This is a genomic window from Saccharothrix coeruleofusca, assembly GCF_014648515.1.
Lineage (GTDB): Bacteria > Actinomycetota > Actinomycetes > Mycobacteriales > Pseudonocardiaceae > Actinosynnema > Actinosynnema coeruleofuscum.
The window spans coordinates 634,615-655,141 of the sequence record NZ_BMRG01000003.1; the positions used below are offsets into that span (position 1 = coordinate 634,615).

A 20,527-nucleotide genomic window follows, 5' to 3' on the forward strand; every position below is an offset into this window, starting at 1 on the left:
GCGACACGCCTGTTGAGTGCCAAGTTTTCTACGCTCTTGCGAAGTGAACCCTCGTCTTTCTCGACGATCACCCCTGAGGCAAGGGTTCAAGTCGACGGTGTACGTAGGCGAGGTCCAGTGAGCAGTGTTTCGCAATTCGCACGTGCTGGAGTTTCTGCCGTTCTTCGATTACTGTGTCGTCGGTTATGTACACAACGATCAGAGGCTTGGAGGGGGTGGTTACCGCGTAGTTCACGGCCGCCCATAGCAGGTCCCGAAAAGTACGGGGACGCCCCCAGCACACGTAGCGGTCCTGCTGCCCATCCGTGGCTATGCAGTGCATAGGCTTCTCTCGGATTGAATCTGGTCTAATCCTCCATGTGTCACCCAGTACTTCAACGATGAACTCATTTGGAGGTGAAAGACGCTTCGTTGCGTACATAGCGTAAGGGCCGACGTTTTCCAGCGCCCGAGCGTACTCCTTCAACGGGCCATCTTTGATCCAGACGCGCATACCCTCCGCTGTGTAGTAGTCCGCTAGCACTCCGCCGATCGCCTCATCCTCCACCCAACGGGTGTAATAGGCTGTTCGTTCGCGGCTGGAGATTCCCTCCCAGTCCAGTGACCCGACCTGTCGGTAGAGTTCACGGATCACAGATTCTCTGAGTTCTTTTGGCATCGCGATTTCCGGCACGAGTTACCTCACTTCAGTCCTGGGATAGAGAACTGGCCAGCATGGATACCACGCGGTTGGCGACGGAGTCGGCAGTCTCGTGCTCCCAGCAGCGGATCACCATCCAACCTCGCTCGGCAAGCACCTGGGTGGTCTCGAGGTCGCGTTGTTTATTGGCGGCGATTTTCGTACTCCAGAAGCCGGCGTTTTTTCTTGCCGGACGATGGTGTTCGGGACAGCCGTGCCAGAAGCAGCCGTCCACGAAGATCGCCAACCGCTCTTTGGGGAACACGATATCGGCGGTCCGCCGCAACTCTGGTATCGGCCGCACGGAAACCCGATACCGCAAACCACGGGCGTGTAGCTCAGCACGTAGTCGGAGTTCGGGACTGGTGTCTCGTCCACGATTACCCCTCATCGCCGCGCGTACCTCATGGGAGGAAGCCCATGACTCGCTGGGGAGCGCTTCATCGTGCACAAGACCCAGTGCATGGGCACGCTTCCAACCCTCGGCGAGATTGGCCGATCGAGTGCGGTGCTCGACTGGGCCGAGTGACTTCAAAACTGTACGGCCCTGATCTCGCCACCTCAGATACGCACGAATGACTCCCGTGGTCTCTGAGATTTTCAGCGTAACTGTTCCCTGGACGGTCTTTCCTGGGCCTAATTCCACGGTACGTCGGTGTGCACCACCTGCGGCCTTGTTCTGCTCAGCATCGATCGACGTTTTCGACCGGTTCGACCTCAATCTCCAAGCTCGCGCTGGAGGACCGCTCATGATCGTTTCTCGGCGTCGTCGAGGACCGTTGCCACGGCTTTAGCGAATGCCTCTCCCAGCAAAACCGGGACAGCGTTGCCGAGTTGTCGCATCTGCTCTCCGCGAGGACCGCACAGTTCCCAGTTGTCAGGGAAGGTCATCACTCGAGCTGTCTCGCGAACCGTCATGTACCGATGCCGGTACACGGGGAATTTTCCGACTTCTTCTGCGAGGCTGTCGGTCAACATCACGGACTCGCCGCCCGGTACGCCGTGAACACCTGCCTTGACGGTCTTGGCAGGACGATCTAGGACGTTGGGTGTGTGTCCTGGGTAAATTCGTGCGGAAGGCCAGCCAATGTGGTCCTTCGGCATGTTGGCGTACTGCTTCCGATCCAGTTGTTCCCACGGAACATCAGGCAGCGGTTCGGTTTCCTGATCACCTGCCAGTGCATCCCTCAGAGTCCGCCAAGGCTTCAAGCTTGCGGATTCATGATCGAATGGCAAATCAGCCTGCAGTCCACTCATGACGCGCTGTATCACATGCTGCGGGACCTTAGCTCTCCGTTTGACATTGTTGTGCCGTTCCCAGTACTCGCCTGATGTCATCGAGCGGATGAGCGCTTCTTCGGAATGGGTAGGCTTGGTGGCCTCCTTTAGGACTTCCGGATCGATGTCGAGATCGCCGCGGAACCCGATAATAATGACACGGTTGCGGATCTGTGGAACCCCGTAGTCGGCGGCATTTACTGGGTATACGAAAACCTGGTAGCGCTCAGCGGATACGGTGTCACCACGTTCCTCTTTGCTTTTTAGGATGGCATCGTGTTGAAGCCAAGTGGCTTCCGGGTCGCGTTCCTCGAACGGGAACATCAATTCGCGGGTGATGTAGTCAAAATAAGGCTTGAAGGAAGGACGAAGAAGGCCGCGGACGTTCTCGCAGATGAAAGCCTTCGGCTTTATTTCACGAATAGCACGGAACATCTGTGGGAACATGTTCCGCTGGTCCTCATCGCCCTTCGCTATGCCCCCCAGGCTGAACGGCTGGCATGGCGGGCCACCTGCGAGGAGATCGACAGCACCCTCCAAGTAGCCCATCTTGAGGTCGCGGACATCACCACGTACCAGCGGGATCGGTTCGCCTGGCTCGGGGATCCGTTCCTCCTCGCCGCGGGGGGCGGCGCCGTTGGCTTCCAAGGTGTCACAGGCGTACTTAACGACTTCGTTAAGCAGCAACGGTCGGAAACCCGAGCGGTGAACAGCCATCGCCAAGCCCCCACCACCCGCGAACAGTTCCACCGACGTGCGTCCAGGTGGGGTCACTCCAGCCGACATGCGGGGAAGCCTACCCTGCGGGGGAACATCCACCCCGCAGGCAGACATGGTGTCTGCCTGCGGAAGCGGAAGTTCGCTCACCTGTTGACGATCGCGTATAGAGGTTCTTCAGGAACGACAACCTGGTACACCAAGGGGCGCTGATCGGTCGGGACTGCGCCCTTGGGTAGTTGAAGCATGATCGCCATCACCAGTCTAGTGGGGTACCCGTCCGTCGCAAGATCACCCTCGAGCTCATTCTTTTTCATGACTGGGTAGAGGATTGCGCACCCTGACGTCGATGTTCTGTTCGGAATGTTCTCAATCGCTTGCCGGTGTGCACTTTCGGAGTTGCCGCGGATACTGTTTTCCCTGCCGACAGTCCGGCCGTGAACGGTGAATTCGCCAATTCCGCGTATATTGACTCGCTTGCCGTGCTTCTGCTGCGGAAGCATGATGTCCCAGCGGTCGACAACATTTTCAGGCAAGCTTGCGATCCATGCCAAGTCTGCGATGAACGTGTCTGGCGTAGCCCACTCCAGTTCACGTAGGACGGACACCAGTTGCTGATGTGAAACTTCGCCGAGGAGAGCATCAAACGTTCGGCCGCCCCCTCTAAGAGGAACTGTGTGGCCACGCAGTGCCTTGAGCAAGGGAAGGCAAGCGTCGATGTTACGGTCAAGGGCTGCTTGGTTGGTGAGCAACGGGTAACCCGAACTCGGCTCCTTGGTGGGGGTTCGTCGTTCCACCAATCGAGCGTTATACATCTTGTTCGCGGCGGTCGGTCGCAGACCATGTCGAGTGACTAGCGGGGGGATGTCTTGCGGAGTTAGCAGTGGGCGACCGTTCACCATGGTGGCGTACTGGCGCAGTTCGTTCCGGAAGTGCTCCTCATCTCGGCAGGCTGCTTCGAAGGCATCCCGGATATCGGGTGTGATGAACAGGCGAACCAGATCCCGGTATCCTTTTCTGAAGCCGAACCACCGTCCCATCTGCATCAGGGCCTCGGCGTGTCCAACCTTCCGGGAATAGTAGGTGATTGTTAGTCCTTCGACGGTAAAACCGCGGGCGAGTTTGTTTCCGCCGACGAGGATGCGCCACACGGACCTCTTGTCGAAGTCCAAGTCTTCTTGTTCGATGTCTCTGTCGCTGTTCACGACTATAACGGGGTTTCCGTTAGGAGCTATCTTGCGAACTGCTTCGCCGATGAACCGCGCCAGATGATCGAAGCTAGGAGGTGTCGCGTGTCCAAGGTCAAGCGCCTTCGAAACCGGTGCAAAATCAGTCTCGAAAAGCATCTGAAGCCGGTCATGAGCGTTTCCGCTCAGGTATCCCGAAGTTCGCCATAGTTCCTGGATCGCTTCAGCACGGGACCGTTGTCCGACTCGTCGCATCGTCTCGTGTACCAACATGGTGTGATGCTTGAACTGGTCGTTGCTCGTAATTCTGCGATAAAGCTTGATTGCGGCAGTGAGTACGAATGAATCTAGGGCTTTCTGAAGTTCGGAGTCGTCCTCGTCGTCCGCGTCATCGTCGAGCAATCGGAGATGGGCCATCTCCTTTGAGTTTCCGAAGTTCCGATCGGCGTCAGGGTCGAAGTCCAAGTCATGGAAATCGTCTGCACCCATGTAACCGGTAGGGCGGTCCAGAGAGATCAAGTAGTCTTTGGGAAAGATATCCTCCGCATCGGTAGGGTCTACAAAGACGTTCGCGAATGGAGTAGCGGTGTAACCGATGTACTGTGCCCGTGGAAGCAAACCGAGCAGCGTGGACAGATGCTTATTGATGGTAGTACGTTTTTTCTCGTCTTCGCGCCACTTCTTCGGGTCGGTTGTATTGACGGACGCTTGGTCGGACTCGTCGTCAATGATCAGCGCTGGAATGTTCTCCAGTCGGTCTGCCGTGTTCTTCAGGTCTTTGATGAGATTGTTGAGTACTGTGGCGTTCTTCTTCACAACGATGAGACGAGCGTTGCTGGTGAAGAGGTTGTCAGGGTGCCACAACTCCTTGGTGCGGTCTCGCCGTTCAAACTCAAGTGCTGATCTGCCTTGTTGAAGGCGTCGGTAGTCGAAGCGTCGATTCGTCATCCGGTGAATGTCCGGCCGGCCGATCTCCGACGGTCGAGCGCCGTGTCGGACGAAGCGGTCTGCGGTCCAATCCTCGTCGTCCAGGTAGTCGATGAACTGGGCGGCATCCGGATCGTTTTCATCGCTGCCCCGGAGGATGTTCTCGCGCCCGACGAGCTCCATATCAAGTCGACGCTGGGTCTGCTCGCGCAGAATATTAGTGGTTCCGGTCATCACTATGATCAGTCGGTATCCGGAATCAATGGCCTTCGCGATGACGCCGGTGAAGTTGGCGGTCTTACCGCTTTGTACATATCCGACGACGAGACCCTTGGTTTGTCCGGCTTTCTTTCGAGAGGGGGCAATCAAGCGTTCCACGACGCGGGTGGTAGCTATGTCGAGGTTGGACACGGCGTCAGCGTTCCAGCCGCGTTGCGTGCGTAGGTAATCGATGTAATGACCCCAGTAGAAGTTGCGCGTCCGCTTGATCTCATCGGTATACCACGGATCCCACGGGCCAGCGATTACTACCGTGCCGTCGCCCTTGGCCAACGGAAAGTGCTTGGCGATTTCGCCTGCGGTCTCGGAGCTGAGTCCGAGTGCTTCGATCACTCGTGCTCGGCGCTCTTCCGTGTTTGGCTCGGTGCCAGTCGTCCACGGATTGCCATGAACTGGAGCGTTATCCCACTTTGCTAGATTCAGGTGTAGGTCGAGACGCAGTTTGTCATCCGGACCACTAGTTGCCAGATGGTCCCGCAGGCGTGCCTCGGACACATCGAGGGCGGGGTCTAGGTCATCCGCTTCGACTTGGGCGCGCCGGACGAGACCTCGGGGAGCGGCGTCCTCCATGGTGCGCAGCGCACTGGTGTATGCCTGGACGAGTGGGGGAATCATGTCCATCCTTCAAAGGCGCAGGCGATTCGGATGATCTGCGGCAGTTCGTATCCATCTTCGAAGCCATCGAGATCAATTTTGTAGCGGATACCGTGAATGCGGTTTAAGACGACACCTCGACTTCGCAGGTTGTCCGGCGTAAGGCGCGGGAAGGCTCCGTGTACGTAGTATCCGTGACTTGCTGATCGCCGAGCCCAACGTGTCGTCAGTCGGTCCCGATAATCGTCTCGCCAACCAGTATGTGAGAGCGCATTCTCAAATTCTTCACGATGCTTTCCCGTGTCAACCGCCGCGTAGATAGCATCGATGAGGTCCGGCAGGTTGGAACCGGCACCAACGCCCGCAGTGGTGAGCTGGTGCGAGACCAGCCAAAGCGGTCGATTTACCTTAGGCACAAGTTGGGTCAGCGACTCGATCCAATGGGTCCGCGATTCGGAAATCGTCGTCTTGACCTCGACGTCACACTCTGGGAGTCCGAAGTCGTGTTCTTCTGACTGATTGCCGCGCCATGCCTCGATCGCCTGAGCAGCACCAAGTTGGTTGATCAGTCCACCAAGAAACAGCAATTCTCCGAACAGGCCGACCTCGCGCTCGCGTGGGAGCGTTTCGGGTGCGCGCAGCAAGTCGGACATCCGGTCAAGAGTCGCACGCAGGGCACGGGCAGGCGGCAAGTGTTCGAGTTGGACTCGATCTGCGACAGCACAGAGTATCTGGTACCCGTCAGGGAATAGTTCCGGGGCCGTTATCACGACCTCGAAGAATCGCTTTCCGTCTCGAAAAGTGCTTCTGGCGAAGATGTTGCGCAGCCCTGTATCGGGGGCTTCGTCGTCACTTGTGGTTGCAATCCGCAGGCCTAGTTCTGGTAGGCGAGGTTCGATGAAGACGAACGTCGTCGGTGTCCCTGTTATGGGAAGCACGACAGGAACTCTACTGTCGAGTATCCGGCCGAAGTTCTCGCTTGAGACGTGGCGCTTGTCAATCGGAGAGAATCCGGTCATTGACGCTCCGCTCGTACTGCGGCTGTGAGAATCGTCTGCCACAGTGCGATGTTGTCCTTGTCCTTGGGGCCGAGATGGTTCCCTTCGAATACATTGGAAACCAGCAGGTACAGCAGTGACTTCAGCAGGGGGAGGTCATTCAAGCCACCATGCTTGCCGCCGAGCAACATCTTGCGATACCGCTTGTTGAGCCACAACGTGCGATGTTCGCGGTCGATGCGAAACAGTAGGTCGTCGGTGAACGTATCCCAGCGGATGTCGATAGGCTCTTCGCCAGCTTTCTGCGGGATTTCACGCTTGATCGTATCGCGGACGCGAGGGGGTAGGCCCGCAGCAGGGTGAACCATCGGTGTTCTCCTGGACGAACGCTTCCTCGAGTCGGCGTACACGGCTTCGGCGATGTCGAAATAGGCGTTGAGACTGAGGCCATCGACAGACCGGGCAGAGGCCGCGAGTCGAGCAAACTCCGGCCCGACGCTCACCCGTGATTTTTCGGGGTTCATTCGGAACAGGCCGACGACGTCATTGTCAATATCCACTTCGACACGTGCCAGTCGAAGTTTCGGGTTAGGTGCGTGCACGCCCTCCCAGCCACCTGCTTGGAGGAGGCGGTCGCGCCTGTAGAAGTAGAGTCCCTGATGGCCGACCGGATTTCCGGTCAGTTGGAACGAAGGGTTGCTCGACTGTCCCGGCCATAGGTGACAGCGAAAGGAAAGCTTAAACCCCTCTTCTTTGGCCGTCAAGGTTTGAGGAAAATCCGGGCGGCCGGAGCGTGTATACCCGAATGGATTTAGAGGGGTGACGGGAATGGGTGGTCCTGTGAATCCAGTGCTTATGTCCTGGACGTCGAAGTCGACGCTCAGCAGATCCTTCTCGAGGAATCGATGGAACACCATGCCGATGTGCTGGCAGGCGCTGTTGATCGTATGGTGGATGAATTCATCTACTCGGCGAGGGTCATCGGTCGCGGGAAAGGCGACGACATCATCCCAGCGAACGACGGTGCCGCTATCTTTGAAGTCGATTCCCCAGTCCCGCTTCAATTCGGATTCGGCGAACTCGCTGGCCACCACATCGCAGGCGAAGTTGCGACGACCGTCGGCCTCCAAGCGCCAGCGCCTACCAACGGCCTTGTGGCCTGCGGCTCGCGACATCACGGTCAAGTTCCTGGCCTGACTGAAGGAGGCGGCTTTGAGCCCCAGGCCGAAGTGGCCGAGGTCGCCATCGCCATACTCGCGCCGTCCGCCTACGGTCATCGCTGAGTCGATCACGTCCGGAGACATGCCGCGGCCGTTGTCGACAACGTAGAGCGAGGTCAACCGCTCGTCGACCTTGATGAGGCGGACGAGGACCTGCGTCGCGCCCGCGTCGATCGAGTTGTCCACCAGGTCGGCGAGGGCGGTCGACAACGAGTGGTTGCGGCCGATGGCGTCCATCGCCCGCGGGTCGGGCGGCAGGTCGATGCTGCCTTCGGTCGGTACGGTCGGGCTCCACTCGGTCACAGGTTCCACCTCTGCTCCTGTCGGACGCGACGGCTCGCCGGGCATGTGAGCCACGCTGCATCCGATATACCCGATGGCGGGCCGTGCGTTACCGAACGTTACCAAGACGAGGCAGTACTGGAGGAGTGCCAGGCGGGAGTGGAGCCGATACGTTGCGTAACACGTTGCGAGGTGGAGTTTCGGAGGAATTTTTACTGGTTTATGCGCCATTGCTAGTAAATGTGGTGGCAGTGAGGGTGGTTCGGGTCCTTTCTTATTGAAGTCATAAAGCTTGGTGATGGCATGGAATGGAGTGCGGGTCGTAGGCACTTCAGGTGTAAACGTAAACTTATTGACGTGGAAGCTGGTCGGCTGTGCGGCCGGTTGAACCGCATCTCGGGATGCTCAACGCCGAGCGACTCATGACGTAGGACAACGTCTGAGGCTGGCACTGAAGGTGGGGTGGCCAGAGGTCGTTCATCGGACGGTGCTCGCTACGCTGCCAAGGGCCGTGGTGAGCCGGAGGCCTACTTCGCCTGGCACCGCGCCAACGTCTTCCGCGAGGCGGTCGGTTAGGATCGCGCGATGGCTTCGAGCGATCGCGACGCCGATGAGGTGCTGCGGCGGGTCTTCGGGTACGACTCGTTCCGCGGCGAGCAGCGGGACATCGTCGAGCACGTGATCGGCGGCGGGGACGCGCTGGTCCTCATGCCCACCGGTGGCGGCAAGTCGTTGTGCTACCAGATCCCCTCGCTGGTCCGCGACGGCGTGGGCGTGGTGGTCTCGCCGCTGATCGCGCTGATGCAGGACCAGGTCGACGCGCTGCGCGCGCTGGGCGTGCGGGCGGGGTTCCTCAACTCCACCCAGTACCCGGACGAGCGGTCGCTGGTCGAGGCGGAGTTCCTGGCGGGCGAGCTGGACGTGCTCTACCTCGCGCCCGAGCGGCTGCGGGTCGACTCCACGCTGCGCCTGCTGGAGCGCGGCAGGATCGCGCTGTTCGCCATCGACGAGGCGCACTGCGTGTCCCAGTGGGGCCACGACTTCCGGCCCGACTACCTGGCGCTGTCGCACCTGCACGAGCGGTGGCCGGACGTGCCGCGCATCGCGCTGACCGCCACGGCGACCAAGGCCACCCACGCCGAGATCGCGCAGCGGCTCCGGCTAGAAGACGCCAGGCACTTCGTGGCCAGCTTCGACCGGCCCAACATCCAGTACCGCGTCGTGCCGAAGAACGACCCCAAGCGGCAGCTGCTGGAGCTGCTGCGCACCGAGCACGCGGGCGACGCGGGCATCGTCTACTGCCTGTCCCGCAACTCCACCGAGAAGATCGCGGAGTTCCTGGTGGAGAACGGCATTCCGGCGCTGCCCTACCACGCGGGCCTGGACGCGGGCACCCGCGCGCGCAACCAGGCGCGGTTCCTGCGCGAGGACGGGCTGGTGATGGTGGCCACCATCGCGTTCGGCATGGGCATCGACAAGCCGGACGTGCGGTTCGTGGCGCACCTGGACCTGCCCAAGTCCGTCGAGGGCTACTACCAGGAGACCGGCCGGGCGGGCCGCGACGGGTTGCCGTCCACCGCGTGGCTGGCCTACGGCCTGCAGGACGTGGTGCAGCAGCGCAAGATGATCGAGGAGTCGCAGGGCGACCAGGCGCACCGGCGCAAGCTCGCGGCGCACCTGGACGCGATGCTGGCGCTGTGCGAGACGGTGGAGTGCCGCCGGGTGCGGCTGCTCGACTACTTCGGGCAGAGCGGGCAGCCGTGCGGCAACTGCGACACCTGCCTGACGCCGCCGCAGACCTGGGACGCCACCATCCCCGCGCAGAAGGTGCTCTCCACCGTGGTCCGGCTGCGCAAGGAGCGGCGGCAGAAGTTCGGCGCGGGCCAGATCATCGACATCCTGCTGGGCCGCAGGACGGCCAAGGTCATCCAGCACGACCACGACCAGCTGTCGGTGTTCGGCATCGGCACCGAGCTCAACGAGAGCGGCTGGCGCGCGGTGGTCCGCCAGCTGCTGGCGCAGGGCCTGCTGGCGGTGGAGGGCGAGTACTCGACGCTGGTGCTCACCCCCGGCAGCGAGGAAGTGCTGTTCCAGGGGCGCGAGGTGCTCATGCGGCGGGAGCCGGAGAAGGCCGCGCGCGCCGCCAGGGCCAAGAAGCCGACGCCCTCGGCCGAGCTGCCCGCCGAGGCCGCGCCGGTGTTCGAGCGGCTGCGCGAGTGGCGCGCGGTGACGGCCAAGGAGCAGGGCGTGCCCGCCTACGTGATCTTCCACGACGCGACGCTGCGGCAGATCGCCACCACCAGGCCCGCGTCGTTGTCGGAACTGGGCGGGGTGAGCGGCGTGGGCGAGAACAAGCTGGCCAAGTACGGCCAGCAGATCCTGGACGCGCTGAGCGCATGAGCCGTGAACTGCGCGCGGACTGCGCGAGCTGCTTCGGGTTGTGCTGCGTGGTGCCCGCCTTCTCGCGCTCGTCGGACTTCGCGCTGGACAAGCCCGCAGGCACGCCGTGCCCCAACCTGGGGCAGGACTTCCGCTGCGGCATCCACGACCGGTTGCGGCAGAAGGGGTTCGTCGGCTGCACGGTCTACGACTGCTTCGGCGCGGGGCAGCGGGTGTCGCGGGAGACCTTCGGCGGCGTGGACTGGCGGGAACCGGGCGTCGCGCGGCGGATGTTCGAGGTCTTCCCCGTGGTGCGCAACCTGCACGAGCTGCTGTGGTACCTCACCGAAGCGGTGGCGCTGGTGCCAGGGGGTGCGCTGCGCGACGAGCTGGTCCGCGCGCGTGACGAGACCGAGCTGCTGGCGGGGCGGAGCCCGGAAGCGCTGGCGGGCTTGGACGTCGGCGAGCACCGGCGCGCGGTGAACGCTTTGTTGTTGCGCGCCAGCGACTTCGCGCGGTCGTCGGTGCGCAAGAAGCTCGACCGCCGCGGCGCGGACCTGATCGGCAGGAGCTTCAAGGGCGCGGACCTGCGGGGCGCGAGCCTGCGCGGCGCGCTGCTCATGGGCGCCGACCTGCGGCGGGCCGACCTGCGGCAGGCCGATCTCACCGGCGCCGACCTGCGCGGGGCCGACCTGCGCGGAGCCGACCTGAGCGGCGCTCTGTTCCTGACCCAGGCGCAGCTGGACGCGGCCAAGGGGGACCGGGGCACCAAGCTGCCCGGCTCGCTCGCGCACCCCGCGCACTGGGCCGCGTCTTCCGGGCTACGTCCTGAGGCGTAGGCGGCTTCGCCGCTCCGGAGCGGACGCGCGGACGTGCTCGCGCGCACGACGATGGCGTGCATGAAACTGACCCCTGGGGTTCGGAAGTCCGTGCTGCTGCTGCACGTGGTGTCCTCCGTCGGCTGGCTCGGGGTGACAGTGGGCAACCTCGTGCTCGCGATCGCCGCGCTGGCCACCGACGCCCCCGGCGACCAGCACGCGGCGTACCGGGTGATGGCGCTGCTGGGCGACGCGGTGGTCCTGCCCGCCGCCCTGGCGGCGCTGGTGAGCGGCCTGCTGCTCTCGGTCGGCACGCAGTGGGGGCTGGTGCGCTACCGCTGGGTGCTGGCCAAGCTGCTGCTGACCAGCGTCGCCGTGGTGGCGACGTTGTTCTCCCTGCGCCCCACCCTGCACACCGCGCGCGATGCCGTGGTGGCGACCGGGGACGGCGTGCTCGCCGATGTCGGCGACACCGGCGTGAGCGTGGTGGCGGCCTGCTCCGTGTCGCTGGCGTTCTACGTGGCCAACACGGCGCTGTCGGTGTTCAAGCCCTGGGGGCGGACCCGCTGGGCCTGATCCCGGCGCGGCGGCGCGCGACCTCCGCGCCCAGTTCGGCCGGGTCGCGGCCGGCCAGGTGGTCGCGCACCAGCGGGTGCGGGAAGCGGTGCTCGCCGTCGACCTCGACCAGCAGCACGCGGTCGCGCGCGTCCCGCAGGACCGCCCGGCGTCGCAGCGGGAACTCGTCCAGCGCGAGCGGGCGGGCCAGCGCCTCGGTGACCGCGTCGAGCGGCCTGGCGGCGGCAGGCGGGATCACCGCCAGCCCGATGAGCAGGCCGGTGACCGGGGCCAGGGCCTGCGGCCCGACGGGAGCGCCCAGCACCGCGGCGAGCCCGGCGCCCGCCAAGCCCGCGACCGGGAGCCAGCGGAGGCCGCCACCCGCCTGCGCCCCGCCGGGCAGCCCGGACCACAGCGCGGTCAGCCCGCCGAGGAACACGCCGGTGGCCGCACCCGCGGACAACCCGGTGCCCAGCGCCACCAGCAACTCGGCGGACGGACCCGTCAGGACCATGACCGCGGTGGGGAGCACAGCGCAGGCGGTGGCCCAGTAGCCGTCGCGGAAACCGCCCAGCCCCAACAGGAACGCGACCAGCACGACGACCGCGAACGACAGGTAGGCGGGCCAACGGCCCAGGTTCGCGCCCAGCCAACCGCCCACGGTGGACAGTCCGGCGGTGGTCGCCGCGCCGCCGAGGAACCCCACGACGGCCCAACGCGCGCCGCGAGCCCGTTCCCGCGCGGGCGCGGCGAACCGGCCCCGGTGCAGCAGGGCGGTGCACAGCACCGCCACGCCCGCTGTCACCAGTCCCACCCGCTGGCCCACCACGAAGCACAACGCCGCCGCCGCACCGGCCAGCGCGCCCGGCGCGGCCCGGCGGAACAGCCGCCAGACCGCCTCCTGGGCCACGAACCCCAGCCACACCTCGCGCCGGGGCAGCCGGGGGTGGGCGGCCAGGTCCCGGCGGGCGGGGGAGGCCGCGATCCGGGCCAGGAAGCGCAGTGCGCGCAGCAGCCGCTCCGCGCGCGGCTGGCGTGCCACCGACTCCACCACGTAGGTGTCCAGCACGCCCCGGTACTCGGCCCGCCCGGCCCGGTAGGCCAGCGCCAGCAGGTCGAACGCCAGCGGCGTGCGCACCTCCTGCCACAGCTCGGGGTTCTTGGTCAGCTCCTCCCGCAACCCGTCCAGGCGCGGCCCGCACGCGCTGATCAGCGCGAGGACCTCGGCGCGGCGCAGCGGTCGCACGCGCACCACGTCGTAGCGGGGGAGGCGTTCGCAGTCGTCGGTGCCGCAGCAGAGCACCACCTGCGGCGGCTCCAGCGCGGTGATCCGGCGCAGGCACTCGACGCGATCGGCCTCGGCCACCTCGTCCAGCCCGTCGAGCAGCAGCGCCAAGCGCCGCTCCCGCAGCCACGCCCGGCCCAGTCGCGGGCCGATCCGGTAGCGCGCGGCCAGTTCCCGCAGCAGCCACTGGTCGAAGTCCGCCTCGCGCCGCCACGCGCCGAGGTCGACCACCACCGGCAGCGGGCGGTCCGGGTCGCCGCGCGCGGCGGCCAGCAGCGCCTCCGCCAGCTCCAGCAGCAGCGTGGTCTTGCCCGAACCCGGCTCGCCCGCCACCACCAGCGGCACCCGCGGGTCGGTGGGCAGCGGTGGGCCGACCCTCGGCGCGACACCCAGCTTGAGCCGCACCTGGGCGGCCAGCGACCCGGCGACCCGCGCCCGCACGAACCGCTCGACCCGGTCCAGCGCGACCACCCGGTTGGCCGGGTGGGCAGGCAGGTGCTGCACCAGCCGCGCGCGCAACGGCTCCCAGGCGGCCAGCGCCGCGCCGACCGCGCAGCACCCGATCAGCGCGGGCCACACCCAGGCGGTGTAGCGGCCGAGCACCTTCGGGGCCGACCCGCCGGTCGCGATGTTGACCGCGATCGGCAGCAGGACCAGGCACACCACGCCGCCCACGCCCGCCAGGGCGACCATGCGGGCGTTGCGGGCGAGCCGTCCGGAGTCCATGCGCCGCCTCCACGGGTCGCGGACGACGGTAGTGCCGATCGCGGGCCCGTGGTAGCGGAGCCGACCCGTCCCGCGTCGCGGAACGGCGGCCGTTGCCCCGTTCGGCGGCGCGCGGCCGTCACCCCCGCAGGAAGTCCACCAGCAGGCGGTTGACCTCGGCGGGGCGTTCGAGGAAACCGTAGTGGCCCGCGTCGGCCACCTCCTCGTAGCGCGCGCCGGGGATCGCCTCGGCCACCTCGCGGGCCAGGTGCGGCGGCAGCACGCGGTCGTCGGCGAACCCGATCACCAGGCACGGCACGGTGATCGCCGCGTAGGCGGCCAGCCGCGAGTCGAAGTCGTTCAGCTCCATCTGCGCCCGCACACCCGCGCTGATCGCCGACCCGGTGTACTCGAACACGTCGAGCCAGTCCCGCACCGCCACCGGGTCGCGCAGGGTGGCGGGGGAGAGGTTCACGATCGCGCTGACCGCCGCGTGGTACTCGCCGGGCAGCGTGATGCCCTTGTCGTGCAGCGCCCGCTCACCCCTGGACAGGGCCGACTGGACCGGGTCCTTGCGGCCCGCGGTCGCCAGCATCACCGCGCGGGTCACCAGGTCGGGGCGGGCCAGCGCCAGTTCCTGGGTCACCCGCGCGCCCATCGACGTGCCGACCACCGCCGCGCGGCCACCCAGGTGCTCGATCAGCGCGGCCACGTCGCCGACCAGGTCCCCGATCACCATGCCGTCCGCGCACTCGTCGGTGGGCGGGATGCCGCGGTTGTCCACGGTCGCCACGCGGAAACCCGCCGCGCGCAGCGCGGGCACCTGGTGGGCGTGCCACACCCGGCCCGGACTGCCGGTGCCCATCACCAGCACCACGAGATCTCCGTCGTCGCCCCGGACGTCGTAGCTGAGGTTGATCCCGTTCAACGAGGCGATCGGCATGGGCGCAGGTTAACCACCCGCCCGCGCGGGCGCTATCCATGCCCGCCGTAGGCCGTTCGGGGGTGATATCGGCAGGCGATCGGCCCAGAGGGCACACCGCGTCCTTCACATAATGAACTGATGAAGATCGCAAAAGTGCTCGGACCGCTGATGGCCGTGCTGACGGCGACGGCGCTCGTGCCGGGAGTCGCCGCGGCCGACACCCTGCGGTGGCAGCTGTGCAAGGACGTCGCCAACCGCTGTCGCAGAACGACGAGCGCACCGAGTGCGCCATGGTGCAGGTCCCCGTCGACTACGCCAAGCCCGACGGGCGCACGATCGGCATCGCGATCAGCCGGATCAAGGCGAGCGGCCGCAAGGACGGCGTGGTGCTGCTGAACCCCGGCGGCCCCGGCTACACCGGCATGAGCACGCCCACGAAGGTGCTGGACTCGAAGGCCGCCGGGATCGGCGTGCACCACGACCTCATCGGTTTCGCACCCCGCGGAGTCACCTACAGCGGCGGCCTGTGGTGCGAGGACGACCGGACCCAGCCGGACCCCTCGCTGTCGGAGAAGGAGAGGGCGCGCTTCATCGCCGAACGCGACGGGCGCAACCACCAGCGCTGCGTGGCCGCCGACCCGGAGTTCGCGCGCAACCTGACCACGGCCACGATCGCGCGCGACATGGACCGCATCCGCCAGGCGCTCGGCGAGCAGAAGATCAGCTACCTCGGCTTCTCGTGGGGCACCGCGCTCGGAGCCCACTACCGGGCCCTGTTCGACCAGCACGTCGACAAGATGCTGCTGGACTCGGTGATGCAGCCGACGTTGAGCATGCTGGAGATGGACCGCGGGCAGCTGACCGCGCGGGAGAACGCTTTCCACGAGTTCGCCGCGTGGCTGGCCCGCAACGACGACGTCTACCGCTTCGGCGCCACCACGACCGGGGTGACGACCGCGCTGCTGGACCTGCGCGCCAGGCAGAACGGCGAGCGCGATCGCAGCGCCTTCGACAGCATGATCACCTACTCGCGGCGCGACTGGCCGGAAGCGGCCAGGTGGCTGGTCGACGTGCGCGACCGCGGCGCGTCCGCGGCCCCGGTGAGCGAACCGGGCGCGCTGGGCTGGGACAGCGAGATCCTCGGGTTCAGCCCGTTCCAGCAGACGGCGGTGATGTGCAACGACTCCGGCAGCACCCGCGACTTCGACGAGATCTGGCGCCACCGGCTCGACCTGATCGAGGAGCTGCCGATCGCGGGCCGCTACGGCGCTTACGCCGACCGCTGCGTCGGCTGGCCGCTGCCCGCGACGCCATGGCAGCTGACCGGCGGCACCAGCACGCTGCAACTGGTCGGGCACCTCTACGAGAGGATCACCCCGATCACCTGGGCCCGCCAGATGCGCGCTCAGATCGGCGGTGCCCTGCTCACCGTGGAGGACGACGAACACGGTTCCCTGATCGACCTGCCGTGCGCCGCCATCGCGGTGGAGTTCTTCGACACGGGCAAGACCAGCGAGGGCTCCTGCCCCGGCGAACCGATCCCGCCCGCCCAGCCCTGACGCGACGGCCTCCGGGAATCCGCTGTAGTCGTGCCGCGTGGGCGCTACCGCTGCCGCGCGATCGCGTCCAGCTCGGCCGCGAGCAGTGCGCGGACGGCTCGCGGGGGGAGCCGCTCCTGGTAAGCCGCCGCCTGCAACGTCAAGCCGTCGATGAAGACGTGCAGCCGCTCCGCCAGCCGCTCCAGCAGCGGGTCACCGAGTTCGTCGCCGATGGCCGAGGGCGGAGCGGCGGCGCGGCGGTGGGCGACGGCCAGGCGGCAGACGTGGCGCTCGCCCTCCCACCCGGCCCGGCGCAGCTCCGCCAGCGCCGGGTCCACGCGCGAGCGCATCAGGCAGGCCAACCAGACGTCGACCTCCACGCGGCGTTCGGCGTCCAGGGGGAGCAGCTCCTCCAGCAGCCGCCGGGCCCGCTCAGGGCCGGGCAGGTCGCCTCGCAGGTGGGCGGTGACGCGGGCCCCCACGGCGGAGGCCACTTCCCGCGCGGCGAACAGGAGGAGACCGCGCTGGCTGTCGAAGTAGTGGCGCAGCCCGCCGACCGACACGCCCGCCTCCTCGGCCACCCGGCGGACCGTGGCGCCCTCGATGCCCTCCTGGTCGATCACGGCCCACACCGCGCGCGCCAGCGCGGCGCGCCGCTGGTCGTGGTCGACGATCTTCGGCATGCCCGTTTTTGTAGCACACCTGTGCGGTTTCGTTTACCGTACAAGTGTGCTGAATAAGACGGGCAAATCCGGTGTTGCCGTGCTCGTCGCCGGAGTGGCGGTCTTCGCGGGCTCCGTGACGCTGCTCGTGCTGACCGGGAACACCGCCGTCCGGTACTCCGCGGACCACGGCGACACCGTCCCGGTGTGGACCAGGTGGGCGCCCGCCCTGGCGGGCATCATGGCCATCCGGCTCGTGCCCGCGAGGCCGCCCGTCGCGCTGCTCGCCTCCAGGGGCACCCGAGTCGAGGCGGAGGTCCTGCTGGCCGCCGCACTGGTGTTCGCGGTGGCGCTGCGCCTGACGGGTGGCGGTGAACCGGCGCACGTGCTGTTGAAACTGCTGCTCCTGCTGGTGGTGCCGCTCGTGCTGTTCCGGGTTCGGCGCGGATCGTCCGCGATCGCGCTCGGCGACCGCCCGCGGGTGGCTCCGGTCGTGCCCGTCGCGGTGTGGCTGCTGCTGAGCTGCGCAGGCCCGTTCGCCCTGCGGCCCAGCGACTACGCCGACACCGTCGACACCGTCACGCTCATCGCCACCGTGGTCGTGGTGTTCCTGGTGAACAGCCTGCTGGAGGAGGTGTTCTACCGGCGGTGGTCGCAGACCCGGTGGGAGGCCGTCCTGGGCCGGTGGCCCGCGATCGTGCTCGTGTCACTGCTCTGGGCCGGGTGGCACGCCGCCATCCAAGGCGTCGGGGACCTGCCGGTGGACTTGGCCTCGGCGTTCGCGAACCAGGGCGCCCAGGGCCTCTTCCTCGGCTACCTGTGGAGCCGGTACCGGCTGATGTGGCCGCTCCTGGTCGTCCACGGCGCGGTCAACGCACTGCCGATGTTCCTGTGAGACGCCGCCGCGCGGCGCTCCTAGACTCGCCGCATGAGGCGAGCGATCTTGTCCGGGTCCACCTTCGAGGAGCAGATCGGGTACGCCCGCGCGGTGGTCGACGACGACTGGGTGCACGTGTCCGGCACCACCGGGTTCGACTACTCGACGATGACCATCGCCGACGGCGTGGTGGCGCAGGCCGAGCAGTGCCTGGCCAACATCACCGCCGCGCTGGCCGAGGCGGACTGCACCCTGGCCGACGTGGTGCGGGTTACCTACTACCTGCCCGACGCCGCCGACTTCGAACCGTGCTGGCCGGTGCTGCGACGGGCCTTCGCCGAGCACCGGCCCGCCGCGACCATGCTGGAGTGCGGTCTGGCGGACCCCCGGATGCGCATCGAGATCGAGGTCACCGCCCGTCGCCGCCCGCGCGCCGGCCACGGCGGGTAGCGGTCACCGGCCCGCGCGGGCGCGCCGGGTGGTGCTCGCAGGTGGTCAGCGGGGGCCGTTGGCGGGCCACTCGATGGCGGGGCAGCGGTTCATGACCATGTCCAGACCGGCTTCGGTGGTGCGGCGGTAGGCGGCCTCGTCGACCACGTCGAGCTGGAACCACACGGCCTTCGCGCCGATCTTCACCGCCTCGTCGGCGAACGCGCCCGCGGCCTCGGAGCGGCGGAACACGTCCACGCAGTCGACCGGGAAGGGGATCTCCGACAGCGTCGCGTAGCCCCGCTCGCCCAGGACGGTCGGCGCGTCCGGGTGCACCGGCACGATCCGCTTGCCGCGCTGCTGGAGGAACCGCGCCACGCCGAACGCGGCCCGCCCCGGGTTGTTGGCCAGGCCGACCACGGCCCACGTGTCGCACTCCGCCAGGATGCGCCGGATCTTCTCGGAATCGCCCCACGGTTCGGTCATGGTGTCCAGCGTAGGACGAGAACTAATGAAGGTCTTTCGCGTCCACTCTCGATCGGGTGATCCTGGAGCCATCCGCCGCCGCGGAGCACCCGAGAGGAAACCTTGATGCGCGTCATCCCTGCTGTCGCGATCGCACTGCTCGCCTCCGCCACACCCGTCACCGCCGCGCCCGTCACCGCCCAAGCCGCGCCGCCTCCCGGTGCCTACTACCTGCAGAGCACCGCCACCGGCCTCAACGCCGCCGTCTCCGGCACCACCGTGGTCCAGCACCGCCCCAAGGGCGACGAGGACCACCAGCAGTGGACCCTCGCGGGCCGCACCCTCCAGGAGGGCGGCCGCTGCCTTGGCCGATCCGGTGACCAGGCCGTCGTGCTGGCCTGCGACAGCCCCGACGCCCAGTGGGACGTGCTGGCCGACGCGGGCGACCGCTACCGGCTCAAGGTCCCCGGCGCGGACCGCTACCTCACCGCGCCCGGCGACCAGGTCCGCGTCGGCACCGCCCAGGACCAGTGGTACCTCACCCCGGTGTCACCCCAGCGGGTGCCGGTCCCGGCGGACGGCGCGCGACGGCTGGACCAGGTCACCTTCCTCACCGCGCACAACGCCTACGCCAACGGCGTGGACGGCGGGTTCGCGCCGCCGTTCATCAACCTCGCTCCCAACCAGGCGCGCGGCATCGAGCAGCAGCTCGCCGACGGCGTGCGCGGGTTCCAGCTCGACATCCACCAGACCTCCGACGGCGCGATCCTGTGCCACAACAGCTGCACGCTGGTCAGCAGGCCGGTGGCGCTGTGGGTGGACGTGCAGCGCATCGTGGACTTCCTGCGCCGCAACCCCACCGAGTTCGTCACCGTCTTCCTGGAGGACTACGTCTCCTCCTCGGTGCTGCGCGCCGAGCTGGCCCGCGTCAACGGCCTGGCCGACGTGCTGTTCCGCCCCGACCAGGCGGGGGTGCGGCAGAACGGCTGGCCCACCCTCGACGCCCTGCGCTCCAGCGGCAAGCGCCTGCTCATCTTCACCGACCACAACCGGGCCGACGACCAGGCGCTGCCCAGGGACGGCTACGGCGTGATGTACCAGCAGGACTGGACGGTGGAGAACTACTGGTCCATGGGCTCGGGCACGGGCACCTCCGACTGGTCCTGCTACAGCCGCTGGGGCACGCCGCTGACCCGCACCGAACCGGGCTTCCGGCCGCTGTTCGTGATGAACCACTTCCGCGACGTGCCGCTCACCGGCACGGCCTCCACCGACAACGGCAAGCTCGGCGACCGGGCGCGGCGCTTCTGCGAGCCCGCCGCCCGCAAGACGCCGAACTACCTGGCCGTGGACCACTACCACCTGGGCAACCCGATGGCCGCCGTCGCCACCCTGGCCGGTGAGCGCTTCCCCGGCTGACCGGGGACCGCGCCAGGCGGCCGAGCCTAGGCGGCCGGGTCGCCGCGCCACCGGTGCGGCGACCCGGGGCAGCCCGTGTCCACCCGGCCGTCCGCCCCGATGCACGGGACGATCCGGTAGGTCTGCTGGCCGTAGGAGATGCCCTGGCGCACGGTCACCTCGCCCGCCTCGTCGACCTCGCACGGGTTGTTCAGGGTGCAGCGCTCGCCGTTCTCGTTGCCGGTGTTGTTGACCCCGACGACCTCGCCGCTGGACAGCTGGACCACCGGTGAGCCGGAGGTGCCGCCGATGGTGTCACACGCGGCGGTG

At 66.8% G+C, this 20,527-nt stretch carries 17 protein-coding genes and 1 pseudogene; 7 read left to right on the top strand and 11 right to left on the bottom strand.

Annotation, left to right across the window (positions count from 1 at the left end):
- Positions 1-67: 67 nt before the first annotated feature.
- The 6 genes from IEZ00_RS11570 to IEZ00_RS11595 form a co-directional block, all read right to left on the bottom strand.
- Positions 68-673, bottom strand: coding sequence for a hypothetical protein (locus tag IEZ00_RS11570; RefSeq protein ID WP_189223176.1), 606 nt, complete (start codon positions 671-673; stop codon positions 68-70).
- A 13-nt stretch (positions 674-686) separates the two neighbouring features.
- Positions 687-1,430: a very short patch repair endonuclease gene (locus IEZ00_RS37990; RefSeq protein WP_306344669.1), complete on the bottom strand. Its 744-nt coding sequence runs from the start codon at positions 1,428-1,430 to the stop codon at positions 687-689.
- On the bottom strand, positions 1,427-2,707 hold the full coding sequence (locus IEZ00_RS11580) for a DNA cytosine methyltransferase (RefSeq protein WP_268248688.1): 1,281 nt from the start codon (positions 2,705-2,707) through the stop codon (positions 1,427-1,429). The genes IEZ00_RS37990 and IEZ00_RS11580 overlap by 4 nt, the downstream gene beginning before the upstream one ends.
- 113 nt (positions 2,708-2,820) lie before the next feature.
- Positions 2,821-5,682, bottom strand: coding sequence for a Z1 domain-containing protein (locus IEZ00_RS11585; RefSeq protein ID WP_189223178.1), 2,862 nt, complete (start codon positions 5,680-5,682; stop codon positions 2,821-2,823).
- Positions 5,679-6,680, bottom strand: coding sequence for a PD-(D/E)XK motif protein (locus IEZ00_RS37725; RefSeq protein WP_189223179.1), 1,002 nt, complete (start codon positions 6,678-6,680; stop codon positions 5,679-5,681). The genes IEZ00_RS11585 and IEZ00_RS37725 overlap by 4 nt, the downstream gene beginning before the upstream one ends.
- On the bottom strand, positions 6,677-8,182 hold the full coding sequence (locus IEZ00_RS11595) for an ATP-binding protein (protein ID WP_229795434.1): 1,506 nt from the start codon (positions 8,180-8,182) through the stop codon (positions 6,677-6,679). The genes IEZ00_RS37725 and IEZ00_RS11595 overlap by 4 nt, the downstream gene beginning before the upstream one ends.
- Positions 8,183-8,746: 564 nt before the next feature.
- Here IEZ00_RS11595 and recQ point away from each other — a divergent pair.
- The 3 genes from recQ to IEZ00_RS11610 are packed head-to-tail and all read left to right on the top strand — an operon-like array spanning position 8,747 to position 11,934.
- Positions 8,747-10,561 (top strand): DNA helicase RecQ, encoded by a 1,815-nt coding sequence (gene recQ / locus IEZ00_RS11600; RefSeq protein WP_189223181.1) that lies wholly within the window; start codon positions 8,747-8,749, stop codon positions 10,559-10,561.
- Positions 10,558-11,379, top strand: a complete 822-nt coding sequence (locus tag IEZ00_RS11605; RefSeq protein ID WP_189223182.1) for a pentapeptide repeat-containing protein — start codon at positions 10,558-10,560, stop codon at positions 11,377-11,379. The genes recQ and IEZ00_RS11605 overlap by 4 nt, the downstream gene beginning before the upstream one ends.
- Positions 11,380-11,439: 60 nt before the next feature.
- Entirely contained in the window at positions 11,440-11,934 is a 495-nt protein-coding gene (locus tag IEZ00_RS11610; protein WP_189223183.1) for a DUF2269 family protein, read from the top strand.
- Here IEZ00_RS11610 and IEZ00_RS36470 read toward each other — a convergent pair.
- Both IEZ00_RS36470 and IEZ00_RS11620 read right to left on the bottom strand, forming a co-directional pair.
- Positions 11,903-13,924 (bottom strand): NACHT domain-containing protein, encoded by a 2,022-nt coding sequence (locus IEZ00_RS36470; protein ID WP_229795436.1) that lies wholly within the window; start codon positions 13,922-13,924, stop codon positions 11,903-11,905. The genes IEZ00_RS11610 and IEZ00_RS36470 overlap by 32 nt on opposite strands.
- Positions 13,925-14,042: 118 nt before the next feature.
- On the bottom strand, positions 14,043-14,846 hold the full coding sequence (locus IEZ00_RS11620; RefSeq protein ID WP_189223184.1) for an alpha/beta fold hydrolase: 804 nt from the start codon (positions 14,844-14,846) through the stop codon (positions 14,043-14,045).
- Between the two features lie 218 nt (positions 14,847-15,064).
- On the opposite strand from IEZ00_RS11620, the gene IEZ00_RS11625 reads away from it, so the two are divergent.
- The gene (locus IEZ00_RS11625; protein ID WP_229795438.1) at positions 15,065-16,387 is read left to right on the top strand and encodes an alpha/beta fold hydrolase; all 1,323 of its coding nucleotides are present in this window, start codon (positions 15,065-15,067) and stop codon (positions 16,385-16,387) included.
- A gap of 44 nt (positions 16,388-16,431) precedes the next feature.
- Here the strand turns inward: IEZ00_RS11625 and IEZ00_RS11630 are convergent, their stop codons facing one another.
- Positions 16,432-17,049: a TetR/AcrR family transcriptional regulator gene (locus IEZ00_RS11630; RefSeq protein WP_189223185.1), complete on the bottom strand. Its 618-nt coding sequence runs from the start codon at positions 17,047-17,049 to the stop codon at positions 16,432-16,434.
- A gap of 46 nt (positions 17,050-17,095) precedes the next feature.
- On the opposite strand from IEZ00_RS11630, the gene IEZ00_RS11635 reads away from it, so the two are divergent.
- The gene (locus tag IEZ00_RS11635) at positions 17,096-17,923 is read left to right on the top strand and encodes a CPBP family intramembrane glutamic endopeptidase (protein WP_229795440.1); all 828 of its coding nucleotides are present in this window, start codon (positions 17,096-17,098) and stop codon (positions 17,921-17,923) included.
- Positions 17,924-17,956: 33 nt separating this feature from the next.
- A complete protein-coding gene (locus tag IEZ00_RS11640) occupies positions 17,957-18,355 on the top strand; it encodes a RidA family protein (RefSeq protein WP_189223187.1) in 399 nt (132 codons plus the stop codon).
- A 45-nt stretch (positions 18,356-18,400) separates the two neighbouring features.
- Here IEZ00_RS11640 and IEZ00_RS11645 read toward each other — a convergent pair whose 3' ends face one another.
- Positions 18,401-18,820 (bottom strand): CoA-binding protein, encoded by a 420-nt coding sequence (locus IEZ00_RS11645; RefSeq protein ID WP_189223188.1) that lies wholly within the window; start codon positions 18,818-18,820, stop codon positions 18,401-18,403.
- A 105-nt stretch (positions 18,821-18,925) separates the two neighbouring features.
- On the opposite strand from IEZ00_RS11645, the gene IEZ00_RS11650 reads away from it, so the two are divergent.
- The gene (locus IEZ00_RS11650; protein ID WP_189223189.1) at positions 18,926-20,218 is read left to right on the top strand and encodes a PI-PLC domain-containing protein; all 1,293 of its coding nucleotides are present in this window, start codon (positions 18,926-18,928) and stop codon (positions 20,216-20,218) included.
- A gap of 26 nt (positions 20,219-20,244) precedes the next feature.
- Here the strand turns inward: IEZ00_RS11650 and IEZ00_RS36475 are convergent.
- Positions 20,245-20,527, bottom strand: a pseudogene (locus IEZ00_RS36475) (hypothetical protein); the annotation flags it as partial.